The 20,079-nt window shown below is 67.7% G+C and carries 17 protein-coding genes and 1 rRNA gene; 14 read left to right on the forward strand and 4 right to left on the reverse strand.

The window, feature by feature from the left end; genetic code table 11:
- Positions 1-12 precede the first annotated feature (12 nt).
- Both BM372_RS16280 and BM372_RS16285 read right to left on the reverse strand, forming a co-directional pair.
- Complete coding sequence (locus BM372_RS16280; RefSeq protein ID WP_090956520.1) at positions 13-978, reverse strand: quinone oxidoreductase family protein; 966 nt, start codon at positions 976-978, stop codon at positions 13-15.
- A gap of 126 nt (positions 979-1,104) precedes the next feature.
- Complete coding sequence (locus BM372_RS16285; protein WP_090956485.1) at positions 1,105-2,208, reverse strand: fatty acid desaturase family protein; 1,104 nt, start codon at positions 2,206-2,208, stop codon at positions 1,105-1,107.
- A gap of 176 nt (positions 2,209-2,384) precedes the next feature.
- Between BM372_RS16285 and argC the strand changes: the two genes are divergently transcribed.
- The 9 genes from argC to BM372_RS16330 all read left to right on the forward strand — a co-directional run bounded on the left by argC (position 2,385) and on the right by BM372_RS16330 (position 12,147).
- Positions 2,385-3,428 carry an N-acetyl-gamma-glutamyl-phosphate reductase gene (gene argC, locus BM372_RS16290; protein WP_090956486.1) on the forward strand — a complete coding sequence of 348 codons (1,044 nt, stop codon included), beginning with the start codon at positions 2,385-2,387 and terminating at the stop codon, positions 3,426-3,428.
- A complete protein-coding gene (gene argJ, locus BM372_RS16295; RefSeq protein ID WP_090956487.1) occupies positions 3,425-4,591 on the forward strand; it encodes a bifunctional glutamate N-acetyltransferase/amino-acid acetyltransferase ArgJ in 1,167 nt (388 codons plus the stop codon). The genes argC and argJ overlap by 4 nt, the downstream gene beginning before the upstream one ends.
- Positions 4,592-4,615: 24 nt before the next feature.
- Positions 4,616-5,545 (forward strand): acetylglutamate kinase, encoded by a 930-nt coding sequence (gene argB / locus BM372_RS16300; RefSeq protein ID WP_090956488.1) that lies wholly within the window; start codon positions 4,616-4,618, stop codon positions 5,543-5,545.
- Positions 5,542-6,879 (forward strand): acetylornithine transaminase, encoded by a 1,338-nt coding sequence (locus tag BM372_RS16305; protein ID WP_090956489.1) that lies wholly within the window; start codon positions 5,542-5,544, stop codon positions 6,877-6,879. The genes argB and BM372_RS16305 overlap by 4 nt, the downstream gene beginning before the upstream one ends.
- Positions 6,876-7,889, forward strand: a complete 1,014-nt coding sequence (gene argF / locus BM372_RS16310; protein ID WP_090956490.1) for an ornithine carbamoyltransferase — start codon at positions 6,876-6,878, stop codon at positions 7,887-7,889. The genes BM372_RS16305 and argF overlap by 4 nt, the downstream gene beginning before the upstream one ends.
- The gene (locus BM372_RS16315) at positions 7,889-8,419 is read left to right on the forward strand and encodes an arginine repressor (RefSeq protein WP_090956491.1); all 531 of its coding nucleotides are present in this window, start codon (positions 7,889-7,891) and stop codon (positions 8,417-8,419) included. The genes argF and BM372_RS16315 overlap by 1 nt, the downstream gene beginning before the upstream one ends.
- A gap of 111 nt (positions 8,420-8,530) precedes the next feature.
- Positions 8,531-9,736 (forward strand): argininosuccinate synthase, encoded by a 1,206-nt coding sequence (locus BM372_RS16320; RefSeq protein ID WP_090956492.1) that lies wholly within the window; start codon positions 8,531-8,533, stop codon positions 9,734-9,736.
- On the forward strand, positions 9,733-11,178 hold the full coding sequence (argH, locus tag BM372_RS16325; protein WP_256214346.1) for an argininosuccinate lyase: 1,446 nt from the start codon (positions 9,733-9,735) through the stop codon (positions 11,176-11,178). The genes BM372_RS16320 and argH overlap by 4 nt, the downstream gene beginning before the upstream one ends.
- Before the next feature lie 231 nt (positions 11,179-11,409).
- Positions 11,410-12,147: a maleylpyruvate isomerase family mycothiol-dependent enzyme gene (locus tag BM372_RS16330; protein ID WP_090956494.1), complete on the forward strand. Its 738-nt coding sequence runs from the start codon at positions 11,410-11,412 to the stop codon at positions 12,145-12,147.
- 12 nt (positions 12,148-12,159) lie between these two features.
- Here BM372_RS16330 and BM372_RS16335 read toward each other — a convergent pair whose 3' ends face one another.
- The gene (locus BM372_RS16335) at positions 12,160-12,678 is read right to left on the reverse strand and encodes a methylated-DNA--[protein]-cysteine S-methyltransferase (protein WP_090956495.1); all 519 of its coding nucleotides are present in this window, start codon (positions 12,676-12,678) and stop codon (positions 12,160-12,162) included.
- Positions 12,675-14,186 (reverse strand): AlkA N-terminal domain-containing protein, encoded by a 1,512-nt coding sequence (locus BM372_RS16340; protein WP_090956496.1) that lies wholly within the window; start codon positions 14,184-14,186, stop codon positions 12,675-12,677. The genes BM372_RS16335 and BM372_RS16340 overlap by 4 nt, the downstream gene beginning before the upstream one ends.
- A 90-nt stretch (positions 14,187-14,276) precedes the next feature.
- On the opposite strand from BM372_RS16340, the gene BM372_RS16345 reads away from it, so the two are divergent.
- From BM372_RS16345 to BM372_RS16365, 5 genes are all read left to right on the forward strand, one after another.
- A complete protein-coding gene (locus tag BM372_RS16345) occupies positions 14,277-15,032 on the forward strand; it encodes a DNA-3-methyladenine glycosylase (protein ID WP_090956497.1) in 756 nt (251 codons plus the stop codon).
- Positions 15,033-15,064: 32 nt separating this feature from the next.
- Positions 15,065-15,622 carry an adenine phosphoribosyltransferase gene (locus tag BM372_RS16350; protein WP_090956498.1) on the forward strand — a complete coding sequence of 186 codons (558 nt, stop codon included), beginning with the start codon at positions 15,065-15,067 and terminating at the stop codon, positions 15,620-15,622.
- Positions 15,623-15,770: 148 nt separating this feature from the next.
- Positions 15,771-18,002 carry a HelD family protein gene (locus BM372_RS16355; RefSeq protein WP_090956499.1) on the forward strand — a complete coding sequence of 744 codons (2,232 nt, stop codon included), beginning with the start codon at positions 15,771-15,773 and terminating at the stop codon, positions 18,000-18,002.
- A gap of 106 nt (positions 18,003-18,108) precedes the next feature.
- On the forward strand, positions 18,109-19,422 hold the full coding sequence (tyrS, locus tag BM372_RS16360; RefSeq protein WP_090956500.1) for a tyrosine--tRNA ligase: 1,314 nt from the start codon (positions 18,109-18,111) through the stop codon (positions 19,420-19,422).
- A gap of 494 nt (positions 19,423-19,916) precedes the next feature.
- Positions 19,917-20,079: ribosomal RNA gene (locus BM372_RS16365) — 16S ribosomal RNA — on the forward strand; the annotation flags it as partial.

The following is a 20,079-nucleotide window of genomic DNA, read 5'->3' on the forward strand; positions in this document are numbered from 1 at the left end:
ACGGGCGACCGGTTAGGGGATCAGGATGACCTTGCCGGTGGTCCGGCGCTGTTCGAGGTCTTCGTGGGCCCGGCCGGCCTCGGCGAGGGAGTAACGGGCGCCGATCCTGACCTTGAGGCTGCCCCCGGCAGCGGCGGCAAAGATTTCGTCGGAGCGCCAGCGGCGTTCCCGGGCGTCGCGCAGGTAGTGGCCCATGGTCGGGCGCGTGAGGTAAAGGGAGCCGCCCGCGTTGAGCCGCTGGGGATCGAACGGCGGCACCGGACCGGACGCCCCGCCAAATAGCACCAGCGTGCCCCGGATCCGCAGCGACGCCAGGGAGCCGTCGAAGGTGTTTTTTCCGACGCCGTCGTACACAACGTCTGCGCCGGTGCCGCTCGTCAGGTCCCGGACCCGGTCCGCGAAACCGTCGTAGCGCAGCACGTGGTCGGCGCCGGCCCCGCGGGCCAGTTGCTCTTTTTCGTCCGTGGAAACCGTGGTGATGACCTTGGCGCCCTTGGCTTTGAGCAGCTGGATCAGGAGGAGCCCCACTCCACCGGCGCCGGCATGAAGCAGCACGGTGTGGCCGGCCTCGACCTTGAAGGTGGAATTGATCAGGTAATGCGCCGTCACGCCCTGCAGCGGCAGCGCCGCAGCGGTGAAATCGTCCAGTCCGTCGGGAACCGGGAGCGCCTTGTCCTCATCGATCAGGGCGTAGTCCGCGTAGCAGTCGATGCCTTCCGCAGTGGCCACCCGGTCGCCAGGGGCGAAGACAGTGACGCCCTCGCCAACCTCTTCGACGGTGCCAGAGGCCTCGGAGCCCGGCGTGAAGGGGTAGCTGACCTTGTAGACGCCGCTGCGCTTGTAGGTGTCGATGAAGTTCACGCCCACGGCCGCGACCTTGACCAGCAGCTGGCCCGGCCCCGGAACGGGACGGGCCGTCTCGTTGAACTCAAGGACCTCGGGGCCCCCGGCCCGGCCGGCGACGATTGCGTGCATCAGATGACTCCTCTTCCGGGCGGGGCTTTGTATCCCGGTCCCTTCGACCATCCTAGGGACACCGGCGACAACCCTGAAGAGGCTGGCCGTAACGGGCCGTCACGTGCTGGCCCGGGATGATGCGTGCTGTTAGTAGCGGCGGGTGACGGCGGCCATCGGGCATTCGAAGTGGCGGCCCGCGGCGAGCCCGACGTCGTTGAGGTAGCGGACAATAATGCCGTAGGACTGCGTCAGCGTTGTTTCCGTGTAAGGCACCTGGTGCTTGGCGCAGTAAGCGCGGACCATCTCCGCGGCCCGGTGGAGCTGGGGGCGTGCCATGTCCGGGAAGAGGTGGTGCTCGGCCTGGCGGTTGAGGCCTCCGAGCAGGATGTCCATGAAGCGTCCGCCCGAAATATTCCGGGAAGTGAGGACCTGGCGGCTGAAGAAGTCCACCCGGCTGTCCGCCGGGAGCACGGGCATCCCCTTGTGGTTGGGCGCGAAGGACGCACCCATGTAAAAGCCGAACACCGCCAGCTGGACACCGAGGAAGGCGAAGGCCATGCCAAGGGGCAGGAAGCTGAACGCGAGAACCGGCAACAGGGCGAGACGGGCTGCGAGGATCGGGATCTCCACCCAGCGGTGCGTGACCTTGGCCCGGCGAACGATGAACTTGACCGAATCGATCTGGAGCCCCAGGCCCACCAGGAACAGGAGCGGGAAGAAGAACCAGCCCTGTTTGCGGGTCAGGAACGCGAGGCGCCCTTGCCGGTCCGCCACCGCTTCGGTGTGGAAGGCGATGGGACCGGGCGCGATGTCCGGGTCTTTGGAAATGACGTTCGGGTGGTTGTGGTGGGCGCCGTGCTTCTGCTCCCACCACGAATAGCTGATGCCGGCCACGGAGGTGGCGAGCAGCCGTGCGGCCCAGTCATTCGTGCGGCGCGAGGCGAAGATCTGGCGGTGCCCGGCCTCGTGGGCCAGGAAGCTCAGCTGAGTGCAAAGGATGCCCAGCGCCGCGGCGATCAGGAGCTGGAACCAGCTGTCACCGATCAGCGCGAACCCGAACCAGGTGGCGGCCATCAGCAGCACGAGGCTGGCGAAGACGGTGATGTAGAAGCCCACGCGCCGTTCGAGGAGACCAGCCGCCTTAACGCTTTTCAGGAGTTCCGAATAGCTCAGGACGACGGCGTTGGGTTGCCTAATGCCCGAGGGCGGCCGCGCCGGCTTTTGGGCGGGAAGTGTTGCAGTGGCGGTCATGGGGCGTTGGCCTCGTCACGGGTTACGGGCAACGCTGCAACTGACATTCGCAGTGCACGGTCTGGATCACCCTGCACCAAGCATACGTCCGTGGGCGACCTGGACGTCTCCGCACACAGGGGGATCCATGCATAAATATCGGTATCTATGCATAGTCTTGCTGTATAGTCGTTTCCATGACTATTTCTGTTGCGGTTTCCGGGGCGAGCGGTTATGCCGGCGGCGAGGTCCTGCGGCTCCTCGCCGGTCATCCTGACGTCACCATCGGCGCCATCACCGCGCACAGCAACGCCGGTTCCAGACTAGGGGAATTGCAGCCGCATCTCCATGGTCTCGCCGACAGGATCCTGGAAGAAACCAGTGTGGAAAACCTCGCCGGACACGACGTCGTGTTCCTGGCGCTGCCGCACGGGGCGTCCGCTGAGATCGCGGCCCAGCTGCCGGCCGGGACCGTGGTGATCGACGCAGGCGCGGACCACCGCCTCGAGGACGCCCAGGCCTGGGAGAAGTTCTACGGCTCGGCGCATGCCGGAACCTGGCCCTACGGCCTCCCGGAACTGCCCGGGCAGCGCGACGCGCTCCGCGGCGCCACCCGGATCGCCGTCCCCGGCTGCTATCCGACCTCGGCTCTGCTGGCCCTGACACCCGGCTTCAGCAGCGGCCTGCTGGAAGGCGACGACGTCGTGATCGTCGCCGCGTCCGGCACGTCCGGTGCCGGCAAAGCTGCCAAGGTCAACCTGATCGGCGCCGAGGTCATGGGCTCGATGAGCCCCTACGGCGTCGGCGGCGGACACCGGCACACCCCGGAGATCGAGCAGGGACTTTCCAAGGCCCTCGGCGGGCCCGTCACGGTCTCCTTCACGCCCACGCTGGCCCCGATGAGCCGGGGCATCCTCACCACGGCCACAGCCAGGGTCCGGCAGCAGCCAGGACGCAACGTCACTGCCGCGGAGCTGCGCGCTGCCTGGGCCGAGGCCTACGACGACGAACCGTTCGTCCACCTGCTCCCGGAAGGCCAGTGGCCCACCACCAAATCCGTGCAGGGCTCCAACCACGGCGTGCTGCAGCTCGCCTTCGACGAGCACACCGGCCGCGTGATCGTGTGCTGCGCCATCGACAACCTGACCAAGGGGACCGCCGGCGGGGCCGTGCAGTCCATGAACATCGCCCTCGGCCTCGCGGAGACCGCCGGCCTCAACGCGCAGGGAGTCGCACCGTGAGCATCACCGCACCCAAGGGGTTCCGTGCCGCCGGCGTCACGGCGGGCCTCAAGGCCTCCGGCAACCCGGACCTGGCCCTCGTGGTTAACGACGGCCCGGCCAAGGCCGGGGCGGCGGTGTTTACGTCCAACCGCGTCGCCGCCGCCCCCGTCCACTGGTCCCGCGAGGTCATCAAGGACGGCCGCGTGGACGCCGTCATCCTCAACTCCGGCGGCGCCAACGCTTGCACCGGACCCCAGGGCTTCCAGAACACACACACCACCGCGGAGAAGACCGCTGAAGCGCTCGGCGTCTCCGCCACCGACGTCGTCGTTTGCTCCACCGGGCTGATCGGCGAGCAGCTGCCCATGGACAAGATCCTGGCCGGAATCGGCTCCGCCACGGCTGGCCTCGCCGCGGACGGCGGCCCCGCTGCGGCGACGGCAATCATGACCACGGACTCCGTGTCCAAGCAGGCCGTCTTCACCGGCACGGATGCCGACGGCAACGAATTCACCATCGGCGGCATGGCCAAGGGCGCCGGCATGCTTGCCCCCGGGCTCGCCACCATGCTGGTGGTCCTCACCACGGATGCCGACGTCCAGCCGGAAATGCTCGACGTCGTGCTCCGCGATGCCACCCGCGTCACGTTTGACCGGGCAGACTCGGACGGCTGCATGTCCACCAATGACACCGTTGTGCTTCTGGCGTCGGGGGCGTCCGGCGTCGTGCCTTCCGCGGCGCAGTTCGGTGCCGGCCTGACCCAGGTCTGTGCGGAACTGGCCCGGAAGCTGATCGGCGACGCCGAGGGCGCCAGCCACGACATTTCGATCCGGACGTTCAATGCCGCCAGCGAGCGGGACGCGGAAATCGTCAGCCGCGCCGTCGCCCGCTCCAACCTGTTCAAGACCGCGATCTTCGGCAAGGACCCCAACTGGGGCCGCGTGCTCTCCGCCGTCGGCACTACGGACGCCGCCTTCGAGCCGGACCAGCTGAACGTGTCCATGAACGGCGTACAGATCTGCCGCAACGGCAGCATCGGCGATGACCGCAACCTCGTGGACCTGGAACCCCGGGAGGTCCTCGTCGAAATCGACCTGCAGGCCGGCGAGGCCGAGGCCACGATCCTCACGAACGACCTCACCCACGACTACGTCCACGAAAACAGCGCCTACTCAAGCTAAGCCGTTCCGGGAGGGACGAACAGCATGAACACCCAGACACGCGAGACCACGTCCATGGCCGACGCCGGGGACAAAGCAGCCACATTGATCGAGGCGCTGCCCTGGATCCAGCGCTTTGCCGGCACCACCATGGTGATCAAGTACGGCGGCAACGCCATGATCAACGACAAGCTCCGCCGCGCCTTCGCCGAGGACGTCGTCTTCCTGCACCACGTCGGCATCCACCCGGTAGTGGTGCACGGCGGCGGCCCGCAGATCAACGCCATGCTCGGCCGGCTCGGAATCGAATCCGAATTCAAGGGCGGGCTGCGCGTCACCACGCCCGAGGCCATGGACGTGGTCCGGATGGTCCTCACCGGCCAGGTGGGACGTGAACTCGTTGGCCTCATCAACTCCCACGGCCCTTACGCCGTCGGCATGTCCGGAGAGGACGGCGGCCTGCTCCGCGCCGTGCGCACCGGCACAGTGGTGGACGGCGAAGAGGTGGACCTGGGACTGGTGGGCGAGGTGGTCGGGGTGAACCCGGAAGGGATTGTGGATATCCTCGCGGCCGGCCGGATCCCGGTTGTGTCCACCGTTGCCCCGGAGATCTCCGCGGACGGATCCACCACCGGGCAGGTACTGAATGTCAACGCGGACACCGCGGCGGCGGCGGTCGCGTCGGCCCTGGGCGCCTCCAAGCTCGTCATCCTCACTGACGTCGAAGGCCTCTACGCCAACTGGCCGGACAGGTCATCGCTCATCTCGTCGCTGACGGCTTCGGAGCTGCGCGAGATGCTGCCCCGTCTTGAGTCCGGCATGATCCCGAAGATGGCGGCCTGCCTGAAAGCGATTGACGACGGCGTCGAGCGCGCCCACATCGTGGACGGCCGCCTGCCGCACTCGATGCTCCTGGAAACCTTTACGACCGCGGGCATCGGCACCCAGGTCGTCCCGGACGAGGAAAGCAAATGAACCAGATCGAAACTGCACCTTCCACGGATCTTGAACACTCTCCGGTCGGGGAGCTCGTTCACTCGGGTGCCACCGGCGCGCAGTGGCTCTCCCGCTACTCCTCCTCCCTGCTCGGCGTCTTCGGCACCCCGCAGCGGGTCCTGGTCCGCGGTGCCGGCTGCCTCGTGTGGGACGCCGACGGCAACGAATACCTGGACCTGCTCGGCGGAATCGCCGTCAACGCCCTGGGTCACGCGCACCCGTTCGTCACCTCGGTGATCTCCAGCCAGCTGGCCACGCTCGGACACGTCTCCAACTTCTTCACCAGCCCGACCCAGATCGCCCTGGCCGAGAAGCTGCTGGAACTGTCCAAGGCACCGGCCGGGTCCAAGGTGTTCTTCGCCAACTCCGGCACCGAGGCCGTCGAAGCAGCCTTCAAGCTGGCCCGCCGGAACTCCGGCGTCAGCCACGATGGCGCCGGCCACGATACTGCCGGTGCCAGCACGGCGCGGACCAAGATCATCGCGCTCGAAGGCGCCTTCCACGGCCGCACCATGGGCGCCCTTGCCCTGACCTCCAAAGAGGCATATCGGGCACCGTTCGCGCCGCTGCCCGGCGGCGTCGTACACATTCCCTTCGGTGACATCGAGGCGCTCCGCGCGGCCGTGGACGACACCACCGCCGCCGTCGTGCTCGAACCCATCCAGGGCGAGGCGGGCGTCCGCCCGTTGCCCGCCGGCTACCTCAAGGCTGCCCGCGAGGCCACCACCGCAGCCGGCGCCCTCCTGATCCTCGACGAGGTCCAGACCGGCATCGGCCGCACCGGCAAGTGGCTGGCCAGCGAGGACGCCGGAATCGTGCCCGACGCCGTGACCCTCGCCAAGGGCCTGGGCGGCGGCTTCCCGATCGGCGCCCTCGTGACCTTCGGCGCGGAAACATCCGCGCTGCTGACCGCAGGCCAGCACGGGACCACCTTCGGCGGCAACCCCGTGGCCACCGCGGCCGCCCTCGCCACGCTGCACGTTCTGGAGAACCAGGATGTCCTGGCCCACGTCCGGGCGGTGGGAGAGCACCTGCGCGCCGGCCTGGCCGGAATCGACGGCGTGACCGAGGTCCGCGGCGAGGGCCTGCTGATCGGTTTCGACCTCGACGCCGACGTCGCCCCCGGCGTCGTTGCGGCCGGACTCGACGCCGGGTTCATCGTCAACAGCCCCGGCCCGCGTACCGTCCGGCTGGCGCCGCCGCTGATCCTGACCACCGGGCAGGCCGACCGTTTCCTGGCGGCGCTGCCCGCACTGCTCGAGACCGCCAAGAACGAGACTGCCAGTAACAACGCTGCAAAGGACGCCAAGTGAGCGCATCAGTGACCACCCGCCACTTCCTCAAGGACACAGACCTCAGCCCGGCCGAGCAGGCCGAGGTCCTGGACCTCGCCGTCCGGATGAAGGCCGCGCCGTACAGCGTGCAGCCCTTCGCCGCGGACGCCGGCGGCCGCAAGACCGTGGCCGTCATCTTTGACAAGACCTCCACCCGGACCCGGGTCTCCTTCGCCACCGGCGTCGCGGACATGGGCGGCAACGCGCTCGTCATCAACCCCGGCGAGGCACAGATCGGCCACAAGGAGTCCGTTGAGGACACCGCCAAAGTCCTTGAGCGCATGGTGTCCACCATCGTGTGGCGCACCGGCGCGCACGCCGGCCTCGTCGCCATGGCCGCGAACTCGCGCGTTCCGGTCATCAACGCCCTGTGCGATGACTACCATCCGTGCCAGCTTCTTGCCGACCTGCTGACCATCAAGGAACACAAGGGCGAACTCAAGGGCCTGACCATGGCGTATCTGGGCGACTCCGCCAACAACATGGCCAATTCCTACCTGCTGGCCGGCGTCACGGCGGGCATGAACGTCCGCATCGCCGGCCCGGAGGGGTACCTGCCGGACGCCGAAATCGTCGCCGCCGCCGAGGCCCGCGCGGCGGAGACCGGCGGCTCGGTGCTCGTGACAACCGCCGCCGCCGAGGCGCTCCGCGGCGCCGACGTCGTCGCCACCGACACATGGGTCTCCATGGGCCAGGAAGCGGAAAAGGAAGCGCGGATGAAGCTGTTCCGCGACTATTCCGTGGACGCCGCTGCCATGAAGCTCGCGGCAACGGACGCCGTCGTGCTGCACTGCCTGCCGGCCTACCGGGGCTACGAGATCGCCGCGGACGTCATTGACGGCCCGCAGTCAGTGGTCTGGGACGAGGCCGAGAACCGGCTGCACGCCCAGAAGGCGCTCATGGCGTGGCTCATGCACCGCTCCGGTCTGGCCGTTGTCGAGTCGCTGGGACCGGTTGATGGACCCGCGCCGGTGAACGGCCCGGCCTGATGTCCGCCCAGCCAGCCTCCCCGGGGGCCAGCCCGGCGACCAAGACGGCCCGGCAGGCACGGATCACCGCGATCCTGACCGGCGAGTCGGTCCGGTCGCAGGCGGAGCTGGCGGCGCTGCTCGCGGACGACGGCGTCCAGGTCACCCAGGCCACGCTTTCCCGGGACCTCGTCGAACTCGGCGCGGTCCGGGTCCGCGGCAAGGACGGCGTGCTGGTCTACGCCGTCCCGGGGGAGGGCGGCGAACGGGCGGCCAAGAGCGGCGTCACGCAGGAAATCCTCGACGCCCGGCTGACCCGGCTGTGCGGGGAACTGCTCGTCACGGCCGAAGCCTCGGCCAACCTCGTGGTGCTCAGAACCCCTCCGGGCGCCGCGAACTTCCTGGCTCTCGCGATCGACCACTCCGTGATGCCCTCCATCCTGGGGACCATCGCGGGGGACGACACCGTCCTCCTCGTCACCCGGGACCCCCTGGGCGGCCCGGACATCGCCGCGCGCTTCCTGCAGTTCGCCGAGGAAGCCGGCCAATAGCTGCGTCGTTTGCCCATCAGGGGACCGGGAAGCACCGGGTTTTTGTGACAGGCTTGCAACAGAGACTTTTCCAGACTGACAGCATCACCAAACAACTAAGGAGCATTTGAAGTGACTGAGCGTATTGTTCTGGCCTACTCCGGTGGCCTGGATACTTCCGTAGCCATCGGCTGGATCGGTGAAGCCACCGGGGCCGAAGTCATCGCCGTGGCGGTCGACGTCGGACAGGGCGGCGAATCACTGGAAACCATCCGCCAGCGCGCCCTGGGCTGCGGCGCCGTCGAGGCCTACGTTGCCGACGCGTCCGACGAGTTCGCCAACGAGTACTGCGTTCCCACGCTGAAGGCCAACGCCCTCTATCAGGGCCACTACCCGCTCGTCTCCGCCATCTCCCGCCCGGTGATCGTCAAGCACCTGGTCAAGGCCGCCCGCGAGTTCGGCGCCACCACCGTGGCCCACGGCTGCACCGGCAAGGGCAACGACCAGGTCCGCTTCGAAGTCGGCATCCAGACCCTCGGCCCCGACCTGAAGTGCATCGCCCCGGTCCGTGACCTCGCCCTGACCCGCGACAAGGCCATCGCCTTCGCCGAGGAGAAGGGACTGCCGATCGAGACCACCAAGAAGAACCCCTACTCGATCGACCAGAACGTCTGGGGCCGCGCCGTCGAGACCGGCTACCTCGAGGACATCTGGAACGCTCCGACCAAGGACATCTACGACTACACCGCCACCCCGGAGTTCCCGCCGGCACCGGATGAAGTCACCATCTCCTTCGAAGCCGGCGTGCCGGTAGCCATCGACGGCGTCAAGGTCACCCCGCTGCAGGCCATCAAGGAACTCAACCGCCGCGCCGGCGCCCAGGGCGTGGGCCGGATCGACGTCGTCGAGGACCGCCTGGTCGGCATCAAGTCCCGCGAAATCTACGAGGCCCCCGGAGCCATGGCCCTCATCACGGCGCACAAGCACCTTGAGGACATCACGATCGAGCGCGAGCAGGCCCGCTTCAAGGCCACCGTCGGCCAGCGCTGGGCAGAGCTGGTCTACGACGGCCAGTGGTTCTCCCCGCTCAAGCGCTCCCTCGACGCCTTCATCGACGACACCCAGCGCTACGTCTCCGGCGACATCCGGATGGTCCTGCACGGCGGCCAGGCGATCGTCAACGGACGCCGCTCCGAGACCTCGCTGTACGACTTCGACCTCGCCACGTACGACACCGGCGACACCTTCGACCAGTCCATGGCCAGGGGCTTCATCGAGCTGTGGGGCATGTCCGCCAAGGTTGCCTCCGGCCGTGACCTCCGGGTCGCAGGTCAGTGACGGAGGAGCAGGGCCCACGAGCTGGGGTGCGCTCGGGGACGAATGAGGGTGCCCTGTGGGGCGGCCGGTTCGCCGGCGGCCCCGCGGACGCCCTCGCGGCGCTGAGCAAGTCCACGCACTTTGATTGGCGCCTGGCCCGCTACGACATCGCCGGGTCCAAGGCGCACGCCCGCGTGCTGCACAAGGCCGGGCTGCTGGACGACGTCGAGCTCGAAGGCATGCTTGACGCCCTGACGCGGCTGGACGAGGACGTGGCGACAGGTGCGTACATGCCAGCGGAGTCCGATGAGGATGTGCACGGGTCCCTTGAGCGCGGCCTGATCGAGCGCGCCGGGACCCAGCTGGGCGGCAAGCTCCGTGCCGGCCGGTCCCGCAACGACCAGGTGGCGACGCTGGGCCGGATGTTCCTGCGGGACCACGCCCGGATCATCGCCCGCGGCGTCCTCGCGACCATCGATGCGCTCGTGGAGCAGGCCAAGGCCCACCAGGGCGTGGCCATGCCCGGCCGCACCCACCTCCAGCACGCCCAGCCGGTGCTGCTGAGCCACCATCTGCTGGCCCACGCCTGGGCGCTGCTGCGCGATGTGCAGCGCCTGGCCGACTGGGACAAGCGTGCGGGCGTTTCGCCGTATGGCTCCGGCGCCCTGGCCGGGTCCTCACTGGGCCTGGACCCGGAGGCTGTGGCCGCGGACCTCGGCTTCTTCTCGGCCGCGCACAACTCGATCGACGGCACCGCTTCCCGCGACGTCTTCGCCGAGTTCGCCTGGGTCACCGCCATGATCGGTGTGGACCTGTCCCGGATCTCGGAGGAAGTGATCCTGTGGGCCACGAAGGAGTTCTCCTTTGTCACCCTGCATGATTCCTACTCCACCGGCTCCTCGATCATGCCGCAGAAGAAGAACCCGGACGTCGCCGAGCTCGCGCGCGGCAAGGCCGGCCGGCTGATTGGCAACCTGACGGGGCTCCTGGCCACGCTCAAAGGCCTGCCGCTCGCGTACAACCGCGACCTGCAGGAGGACAAGGAACCGGTCTTCGACGCCGCCGACACCCTGGAGCTCCTGCTTCCGGCCGTCTCCGGCATGATCGCAACGCTGAAGTTCAACACCGAGCGGATGGAATCGCTGGCACCCCAGGGCTTCGCGCTGGCCACGGACATCGCCGAATGGCTCGTCCGGCAGGGTGTTCCGTTCCGCGAGGCGCATGAGCTCTCCGGCGCGGCGGTCAAGCAGGCCGAAAGCCGCGGCGTCGAGCTCTGGGACCTGACGGACGCGGAATACGCCGCCATCTCGGAGCACCTGACACCGGAGGTCCGCACGGTCTTGTCCACCGAGGGCTCGCTCAACAGCCGGAACTCCCAGGGCGGCACGGCACCGGCCGCCGTCGAACGGCAGCTGCTGGCCCTTGAAGCAGAGCTCGACGGCGTCCGCGAGTACGCCGGCTAGCACTCCGCTCGCCCGTTTCTGCGCGAGATGGCACTTCGCGGCAATGTTTTTCCTCGCAAACACTGCCGCCAAGTGCCTCCCCACCCGCCACCCTAACCTCGCAAGTCCCCACCGGCCCCCGGCCTTCGCAAGCTCAGGCCGAGGCCCAGCCGGCGTGGGCCCCGGTCAGGGAACCCTGCGGGTGGGGCCCTTCGCGGCGGTCAAGCTAGGCGCATGAGTAGGATGGGCGCCATGACCTCGATCACACCAGAACAGCTTCGGGCCGAACTGCACGGCGCCGCCGACACCGTGGCCGGAATCGCCGCGAAATTGACGGAGCAGGACATCAAGGCGCCGTCGGAACTGCCGGGCTGGAGCCGCGGGCACGTGCTCGCCCACATCTGCGGCATCGCCAACGCCATGGCCCGCCAGCTCGAATACGCCGCCCGCGGTCAGAGCATCGAACTGTACGACGGCGGCTACGAGGGCCGCAACCGCGCCATCGAGATGGCTGCCGGACACGGCCTCGACGAGCACCGGGCCGACCTCGCCGCAGCGTTGGACAGGGCACTGCGTGGCTTCGACTCCCTCGACGCGGCAGGCTGGCACGAGTCCATCAGCTACCGCGGGGGAGTGGTGTTCGACGGCGGCCTGGCGCTGTGGCGCGAACTTGTCATCCACGCCACTGACCTCGGCACCGGCCGCGGGCCGGAAACCTGGAGCCGGACATTCTGCGAGCACCTCTTCGATTTCCTGGCGGCCCGGGTCCCTGAGGGCCAGCGCTTTGTGCTGCAGCCCCTCGGCCTGCCCGCGGCAGCAATCGGTAGCGGCGGGAAATCGACGGTGATCAGCGGCATGGTCACAGACATTGCCGCATGGCTGGCCGGCCGCACGCCGACACTAGGCAGCCTGCGCGCCACCGCCGCGGCCGACGGCGTCGACCTTCCGGAGCTGCTGCCCTGGCCTGCCGGAGTGCCCGCCAACAAGTGAGGGCGGACAGGCTTACGGCCGCGCCGCCGTGAGGGCCGCTTCGCGTTCCCGCTCCAGCAGGCTGCCCTTGACGGCCAGTCCCCAGCGGAAGCCGCCCAGCGTCCCGTCGGTGCGGATGACCCGATGGCACGGCACAAACAGGGCCGCCGCGTTGAGGGCGCAGGCACTGGCCGCCGCGCGGACGGCCTTCGCGTTGCCGGACAGCTGCGCGTACTCGGTGTAGGTCACCGGGCGCCCCGGGGCGACGGTGCGCAGCACGTCCCAGGCATGGCTGCGGAAGACACCCGATTTCTGCAGCACCGGTACCCCCATGGCCGGCTCCGGATTTCCGGAGTAGAACGCCTCCACGGCCTCAGAGATGGCGCCGAGTCCTGCAACGCTCTCGAATTCTGCCGGCAGCAGGTCAGGGTGGATCTGGCCGGTCAGCTCGCCTGGATGGGCGGTCCAGCCGGAGGACAGGACCACCCCGTCGCGGGCAATGATGGTGAATGGCCCGTCCGGGGTGGACATGGTCAACAACTGCGCTTTCATGGCTTCGCTTTCTTTTGAGTCTGCGTCGGAAGAGAAATTGGGTTGCGCGCCGCGGCCCGGGCCGCCCCTGCCGCGCGCCAGAGGTGCATCGTGGCGTAGGAGCGCCACGGGCTGACCTCACGGAAATCGGGGGCCAGCACGGCGTCCCCCGTGGTCGGAGCGAGCGACCGGATGCCGTTGCGGATCGCGGCATCGTTGGCGAGGAACACGTCCGGGGCTCCGATGACCCGCATCGCGACGTATCCCACCGTCCACGGCCCGACGCCGGCAAGCGGCAGGAGCTTGGCTTCCAGCCCGCGGACATCATCGCCATAGCCAAAGTCCAGGTCTCCGGAGGCCATCGCCGCCGCGGCGCGACGGACGGCATCAATCCGCCGCTGCGGGCCGCGGAGCAGTTCGAAGCCGGTCGCGGCGATCTGGGCGGCCGTGGGGAACAGCCGGTGGAGGCCGTCGGCCGGCACGAGGCTCGCGCTCCCCGCCGCGGAGAGCTGAACCAGCGCGGTGCGCGCGGCGGCCACCGTGATTTGCTGGCCGATCATGGCCCGGATGAGGAGTTCCTGCGGGTCAACGGCGCCAGGCATCCGCATGCCCGGCGTGGCGGCCACCGCCGCGGCCAAGCGGGGATCGCCGCCCAGCGTGGCATCGATGGCGACGGGATCGGCGTCGAGGTCCAGCAGGCGTCGGACCCGGCTCAGCAGGGAGGCCAGGTCCCTGAGGTCGACGGCGCCGATGGTCAGCACCAGCGGGCGTCCGGCCGCACCGGCGTCGTAATCCACCCGGAAACGGGCATCGCCGTGGCTCAGCCGCAGGGTCCGGGCATAGGAACTCGACGTCCCTTCCTCGATCCCGGTGATGGCACGGACGGCGAGGAAGTCGAACACTTCCGGATCGAACGGTTCCCGGTACGGAAGGTTGAGGGTGAGCGCCGTGGCCGCTGCCGGCGCGTGATGATGCCGTGCTGTGGCCCGCAGCGCGGAGGGCGTCATGGCGAACACTTCGCCGATGGTGTCGTTGAACTGGCGCACGCTGCTGAAGCCGGCGGCGAAGGCGATGTCCGAGGCCTTCATGGCCGTGGAGACCAGCAGGGTGCGGGCAGTCTGGGCGCGGCTGGCTCGGGCCAGGGACAGCGGACCGGCGCCGAGTTCGTGGCTGAGGATCCGGTTGAGCTGGCGCGAGGAGTAGCCCAGCCGGGCAGCGAGCCCCTCGACGCCGTCACGGTTGATGACGCCGTCGTTGATGAGCCGCATGGCGCGGCCGGCGATGTCCGAGCGCACGTTCCAGGCCGGCGTGCCGGGCACGGCCTCCGGAAGGCATCGCTTGCAGGCCCGGTACCCGGCGTCGTGCGCGGCGGCGGAGGTTTCATAGAACGTGACGTTGTCCGCCTTCGGCGTCCGGGCAGGGCACGAGGGCCGGCAATAGATCCCGGTGGTGCGGACAGCGGTGTAGAACTGCCCGTCGAAACGGGTGTCCCGGGCATCGATTGCCCGGTAGCGCTGCCAAAAGTCCATGACCCCATCCTGCCAGCTTCCCCAAGCACCTGCTAGCGGAATTCGGACACGGCCGTGGGGTGTCCCGCGGGCGTTTGTTAAAGTCTGAGAATGACTTCCACCCCGCTTCCTGCCCGTACAGAGGCGCAGCCGGGCACTAATACAGAGGCGCAGCCGGGCACCGACACAGAGGCGCAGCCGGGCGCCGACACAGGGCCGCAGCCCCGTGTGGCAGTGCCGATCCGGGAGCTGCTCGCCGGAGATGCCCGGCACGTCGCGCCGTTGCTGCTCGGAGCGGTGCTGACGCATGAAGGGCGTGATGGGTCGGTCTCGGTGCGGATCACCGAGATCGAGGCGTACCTCGGTCCGCATGATTCGCTGTATCCCGACCCCGGCTCCCACACCTTCCGTGGCCAGACGCCGCGTAACGCCCCGATGTTCGGCCCGGCCGGCCACCTCTATGTGTATTTCACGTACGGCATGCACCACTGCGCCAATATCGTGTGCGGGCCCGACGGCGTCGCGTCCGGGCTGTTGCTCCGGGCCGGCGAAATCGTCGCGGGGCACGAACTGGCCAGGAAGAGGCGCCCGACGTCGAAATCGGACAACGACCTCGCGAGCGGGCCGGCCCGGCTGGCCACGGCGCTGGGGCTGACGACGGCGGACAGCGGGCGGGATGCCCTCGCGGCGCCGTTCCGGCTGGAGCTGCCCGCGAACGGAGGACCCGCGGCCCCCGCGGACATCAGCTCAGGGCCGCGCGTTGGTGTCGCCGGCGCCGGCGGCAGCCACGACTACCCCTGGCGGTTCTGGCTCAGCGGTGACCCGACAGTTTCCCGCTACAAAGCGGCCAAGGCGCGGAAGGCTTAGCCGGGCCGCCCACCGGCGAGTAGGGTGGATGGGTGAATCCAAGCGAGCCGAACCAGATCCAGACAACCAAACCGGTGGATGAGCTGATCAGCAGCCTGTGCGCCACCATCCCGGACTATCCCAAACCCGGAATCAGCTTCAAGGATCTGACGCCGGTTTTCGCCGACGGGGCGGCACTGAAGGCCGTCGTCGACTCGCTGGTCGAACCTTTCAAGGGCCAGTTCGACGCCGTCGCCGGGGTGGAAGCCCGCGGCTTCCTTCTGGCGGCGGCTGCCGCCTACGCCACCGGCACCGGCGTGATCACGGTCCGGAAGGCCGGCAAGCTGCCCCGCGACGTCGTCTCCGAGGACTACGCGTTGGAATACGGCACCGCCACCCTCGAACTGCACAAGACCGATCTCGCTCCGGGCAGCCGCGTGCTGATCCTCGATGACGTGCTCGCGACCGGCGGCACGCTCGGTGCCGCGGCACGGCTGTTCGAACGCTGCGGCATCCAGGTGGCTGGCGTCGGCGTCGTTCTGGAACTCGACGAACTGGGCGGCCGGGCCGCGCTGACCGGCCACAACGTCCGCTCGCTGCTGCGCCTGTAACCGGGAACTGCCTTCTGGATCATTTATGCCGGGTCGGTAGAATTCCCAGACGAAGACTCCCTTCGCAATGTTCGACGGACATTAACGGTTACGTCTATCGAATAGCTGTAGAATGGTAGGTCTGTCTTTTTCGATAGGGGAACGTTCGATGCACGACGCTGATTTGGCCCATGAACGCGACTACGTCGCCGGACTTTACGCCCGGCTCGATGAGTTGCGGGCAGAGAAGCGCACCCAGCTTGCCCAGGTGCGCCGTGCCGGTGCTGTCGGCACCATGCAGAACGTGTCCGAGCGCGATGCCTTCGCGGCACTGTATGAGGACCGTCTCGCCCAGCTCGACGCCGTCGATGACCGCCTTGTTTTCGGCCGTCTGGACCTGGACTCCGGGGAGGCCCGGTACATCGGCCGCATCGGGTTGACCACCGAAGATCTGCAGCGGCTCATGGTGGACTGGCGCGCACCCGAGGCCGGCCATTTCTATCAGGCCACCGCCTTTGACCGGCAGGGCGTACGCCGCCGCCGTCACCTGATCCTTCAGGGGCGCGAGGTCAAGGCCATAGAAGATGACGTGCTCGACGCCGGCTTGCTCGCCGACAGCGATTCCCTCCAGGGCGAAGGCGCCCTGCTCGCTGCCCTGAATTCCAAGCGCACCGGCCGGATGTCAGACATTGTCGGCACCATCCAGTCCGAGCAGGACCGGATCATCCGGTCCTCGATCTCCGGCGCCCTCGTGGTCCAGGGCGGACCGGGCACCGGGAAGACCGCGGTCGCCCTGCACCGCGCCGCCTACCTGCTCTACACGCACCGGGACCGGCTCAAGAGTGCCGGCGTCCTGCTGGTGGGACCGACGTCGTCCTTCATGAAGTACATCGAACGGGTGCTGCCCTCGCTCGGCGAGACCGGCGTCGTGATGGCGAGCCTGGGCCGGCTCCTGCCGGGCATCACCGCCGTTGCCGAACCGGATCCCGCCGTCGCCGCCATCAAGGGCCGGCTGGACATGGCCAAGGTCGTGGCCAACGCGGTGGCCAACCGGCAGCGCATTCCCGCGGCAAACCGGATCCTGGAGGTGGACGGCCGCAAGCTGGTCCTCACGCCGCGGCAAGTCCGCCGTGCCAAGGAACGGGCCCGCGCCACGGGCAAGCCGCACAACGAGGCCCGCGTTTCATTCGTCAAGATCCTGCTCCGTGAACTGACCGAGCAGATGACGGAGCTGGTGGAGGCCGGCAATATCGGCAACAACGCTGACCGCTCGTACCTGGCCGAGGATGTCCGCTCCGCCCGGGACGTCCGGATCGCCCTGAACCTGTGCTGGATGCCGATGACCCCGGAGAAGCTTGTGGGGGAGCTGCTGAGCAAACCCGCGATCCTCGAGGCGTGCACGCCGAACCTCAGCCCCGAGGAACGCGCCCTGCTGCTCCGGCCCGCCGGTTCGCCCTGGACGGAGTCCGACGTCCCGCTGCTGGATGAGGCCGCCGAACTGCTCGGCGAGCTCGACGCTGCCGCCGGGCGGGGCCTGGCGCAGCAGGAACAGGACCGTGCCCGCGACCTGGCCAACGCCAAGCAGACCCTGGTCAACATGGAAACGGCCGGGGTGGACGCCCTTTTCACCGCCGAGGAGCTGGTGGACCAGAACCAGGAGCGGGAGTCGCGGCTGACCGCTGCCGAGCGTGCCAGTACCGACCGCACCTGGGCCTTTGGGCACATCGTGGTGGATGAAGCGCAGGAGTTGTCGCCCATGCAGTGGCGGCTGCTGGTGCGCCGGTGCCCGCTGAAGTCGTTTACGATCGTGGGCGACATCGCCCAGACCAGTTCGGTCGCCGGTGCCAATTCCTGGCACAGCGCACTGGCCCCGATGTTCGGCGAACGCTGGCAGCTCGAAGAGCTCACCGTCAACTACCGCACGCCGTCCCAGATCGCGGAGGCCGCCGCCCGGATGGCCAACGCCGCCGGTCTGGTGGTTTCGGCGCCCAAAGCCGTCAGGAAGGGACGCTGGTCCCCGATCATTGACCGTGTGGAGGACAAGGACCAGATCGTCAAGAAGCTCGTCGAAGTGCTGCCGGAGGAACTGGACGCCATCGAGGGCGGTCTGCTGGCGGTCATCGCCGACGGCGAGCTGCTCCCGGAGGCCAACGCGGCACTCCGGGCCGTGTACGGCCACCGCGTCGGGACCGGAGCCGGGAGCTACGCGCAGGATATTGTCGCGATCAGCCCCCGCGAGGCCAAGGGGCTGGAGTTCGACGGCGTCGTCGTCCTGGAACCGACGGCCATGCTCAACCACGAGCACGGCCGGGTGGGGGACCTGTATGTGGCCATGACCAGGCCCACGCAGCGCTTGCGGCTCATCGCGGCTTCCGGCGTCCCCACCGGCATCGAGGAGTAGGCCGGCCCGTGCCCGGGGCCGCCGCTGTTCCCGCGGCGGTGCTGTGTCAACGGGTGGCCGGTGTCACCTGCACGGCGGTTTCGCCGATCCTGCTAACTTAGATTCCGTGTCCCAGCTAAATATTCTCGATGCCCAGCAGAACGACCCCAGCTTCGCCAATATCTGGCAGGAGCTGAAATGGCGCGGCCTAGTCCACGTCTCCACGGATGAGGTGGAGCTCGAGAAGCTCCTCGCCGGTGACCCCGTGACGTATTACTGCGGCTTCGATCCGACAGCACCGAGCCTGCACCTGGGCAACCTGGTCCAGCTGCTGCTCATGCGCCGCATCCAGCTGGCCGGCCACAAGCCCCTCGGGCTGGTCGGCGGTTCCACCGGGTTGATCGGTGATCCGCGCCCGACGGCGGAACGCTCCCTCAACACCAAGGACACCGTTTCCGAATGGGTGGGCTACCTGCAGGCGCAGGTCCGCCGTTTCCTCAGCTTCGAGGGCGACAACGCGGCCCAGATGGTCAACAACCTGGACTGGACGGCGCCGCTGAGTGCCATCGACTTCCTGCGGGAAATCGGCAAGCACTTCCGCGTCGGCACCATGCTCCGCAAGGACGCCGTCGCGTCGCGCCTTGGCTCTGACGAAGGCATCAGCTACACGGAGTTCAGCTACCAGATCCTGCAGGGGATGGACTACCTCCAGCTGTTCCGCGACTACGGCTGCATGCTGCAGACCGGTGGCTCTGACCAGTGGGGCAACCTCACCAGCGGGACCGAATTGATTCGAAAGGTTGAAGGCAAACACGTCCATGCCCTGGGCACGCCGCTCATCACCAACGCCGACGGCACCAAGTTCGGCAAGAGCGAGGGCAACGCCATCTGGCTGGACCCGGCGATGTGCAGCCCGTACGCCTTCTACCAGTTCTGGCTTAACACGGCGGACGCCGACGTCGCGGCCCGCCTCAAGGTGTTCACGTTCCTGAGCCGTGCCGAGATTGAGGCCCTTGAGGTCTCCGTTGCTGAGCGGCCGTTCGCCCGCGAAGGCCAGCGGAAGCTGGCTTACGAGGTGACCTCTCTTGTCCACGGTGTGGATGCGACGGAGAAGGTCATTGCGGCCTCGGCTGCCGTGTTCGGCAATGGCGATCTCTCCGTGCTGGATGAAGCCACGCTGAAGGCGGCGACCTCTGAGCTGCCGTCCGCCACGGTCGACGCCGGCGACTTGGGCATCATCGAACTGCTGGTGGCCTCCGGCCTGTCCGAAAGCAAGTCCGCCGCCCGCCGGACGGTGGGCGAAGGCGGTGCGTATGTGAACAATGCGAAGGTGACTGATCCCGACGCCGTTGTTGCTTCGAGCTCGTTGCTGCATGGCCGCTATCTGCTGCTTCGACGCGGCAAGAAGAACCTCGCCACGGTGGAGGTCTCCGGGGCCTGAACCGTCCCTGACACGTCATCTGCACGCCTCTCCCCGGCCGATTTGCGCGGTCGGGGAGGGGCGTGTATTGTTTTCTGAGTCGCCGCCGCTGAGCGGTGACAACCCCCAACAAATGAGAAGCAATTCTTCATGCGCTAGGCGCGGATAATGAAAAATTGCTTCCTTTATGCTGGGTGGATTCGCTCCGCAGAGGGAATTTCCGGTGAAAATCGCGAATTTGCAAAGCGGAAATGAATGAAATAAGCTGTAAACATCGCAGCGAAGAAAAGCGAAATAAAGAATTCAGTAAATTGAATTGTTTTGACAAGTATTCGAATGTGTCTGTTGTTTGAGAACTCAATAGTGTGCCAAGTTTGTTGATACCAATTTATTATGGATTGGTTGTTTTGCCGGGCCCGTCACCCCGTGTCGGGTCTGGTTTTTCAGCTGGTTTCAAATTTTGTGCAGTGCGTTGTTCCCGTTTTCCCGGGGGTGCGTGCTGTGTCTGTTTTTCTTCAACGGAGAGTTTGATCCTGGCTCAGGATGAACGCTGGCGGCGTGCTTAACACATGCAAGTCGAACGATGATCCGGTGCTTGCACCGGGGATTAGTGGCGAACGGGTGAGTAACACGTGAGTAACCTGCCCTTAACTCTGGGATAAGCCTGGGAAACTGGGT

Source organism: Arthrobacter sp. ov118 (genome assembly GCF_900116495.1).
Taxonomy (GTDB): Bacteria; Actinomycetota; Actinomycetes; order Actinomycetales; family Micrococcaceae; genus Arthrobacter.

Coding starts and splice junctions, on each gene's coding strand:
- BM372_RS16285 (WP_090956485.1), bottom strand. CDS start 2,208: ATGACCGCCACTGCAACACTTCCCGCCCAAAAGCCGGCGCGGCCGCCC.
- argC (WP_090956486.1), top strand. CDS start 2,385: ATGACTATTTCTGTTGCGGTTTCCGGGGCGAGCGGTTATGCCGGCGGC.
- argB (WP_090956488.1), top strand. CDS start 4,616: ATGAACACCCAGACACGCGAGACCACGTCCATGGCCGACGCCGGGGAC.
- BM372_RS16305 (WP_090956489.1), top strand. CDS start 5,542: ATGAACCAGATCGAAACTGCACCTTCCACGGATCTTGAACACTCTCCG.
- BM372_RS16315 (WP_090956491.1), top strand. CDS start 7,889: ATGTCCGCCCAGCCAGCCTCCCCGGGGGCCAGCCCGGCGACCAAGACG.
- BM372_RS16330 (WP_090956494.1), top strand. CDS start 11,410: ATGACCTCGATCACACCAGAACAGCTTCGGGCCGAACTGCACGGCGCC.
- BM372_RS16335 (WP_090956495.1), bottom strand. CDS start 12,678: ATGAAAGCGCAGTTGTTGACCATGTCCACCCCGGACGGGCCATTCACC.
- BM372_RS16340 (WP_090956496.1), bottom strand. CDS start 14,186: ATGGACTTTTGGCAGCGCTACCGGGCAATCGATGCCCGGGACACCCGT.
- BM372_RS16345 (WP_090956497.1), top strand. CDS start 14,277: ATGACTTCCACCCCGCTTCCTGCCCGTACAGAGGCGCAGCCGGGCACT.
- BM372_RS16355 (WP_090956499.1), top strand. CDS start 15,771: ATGCACGACGCTGATTTGGCCCATGAACGCGACTACGTCGCCGGACTT.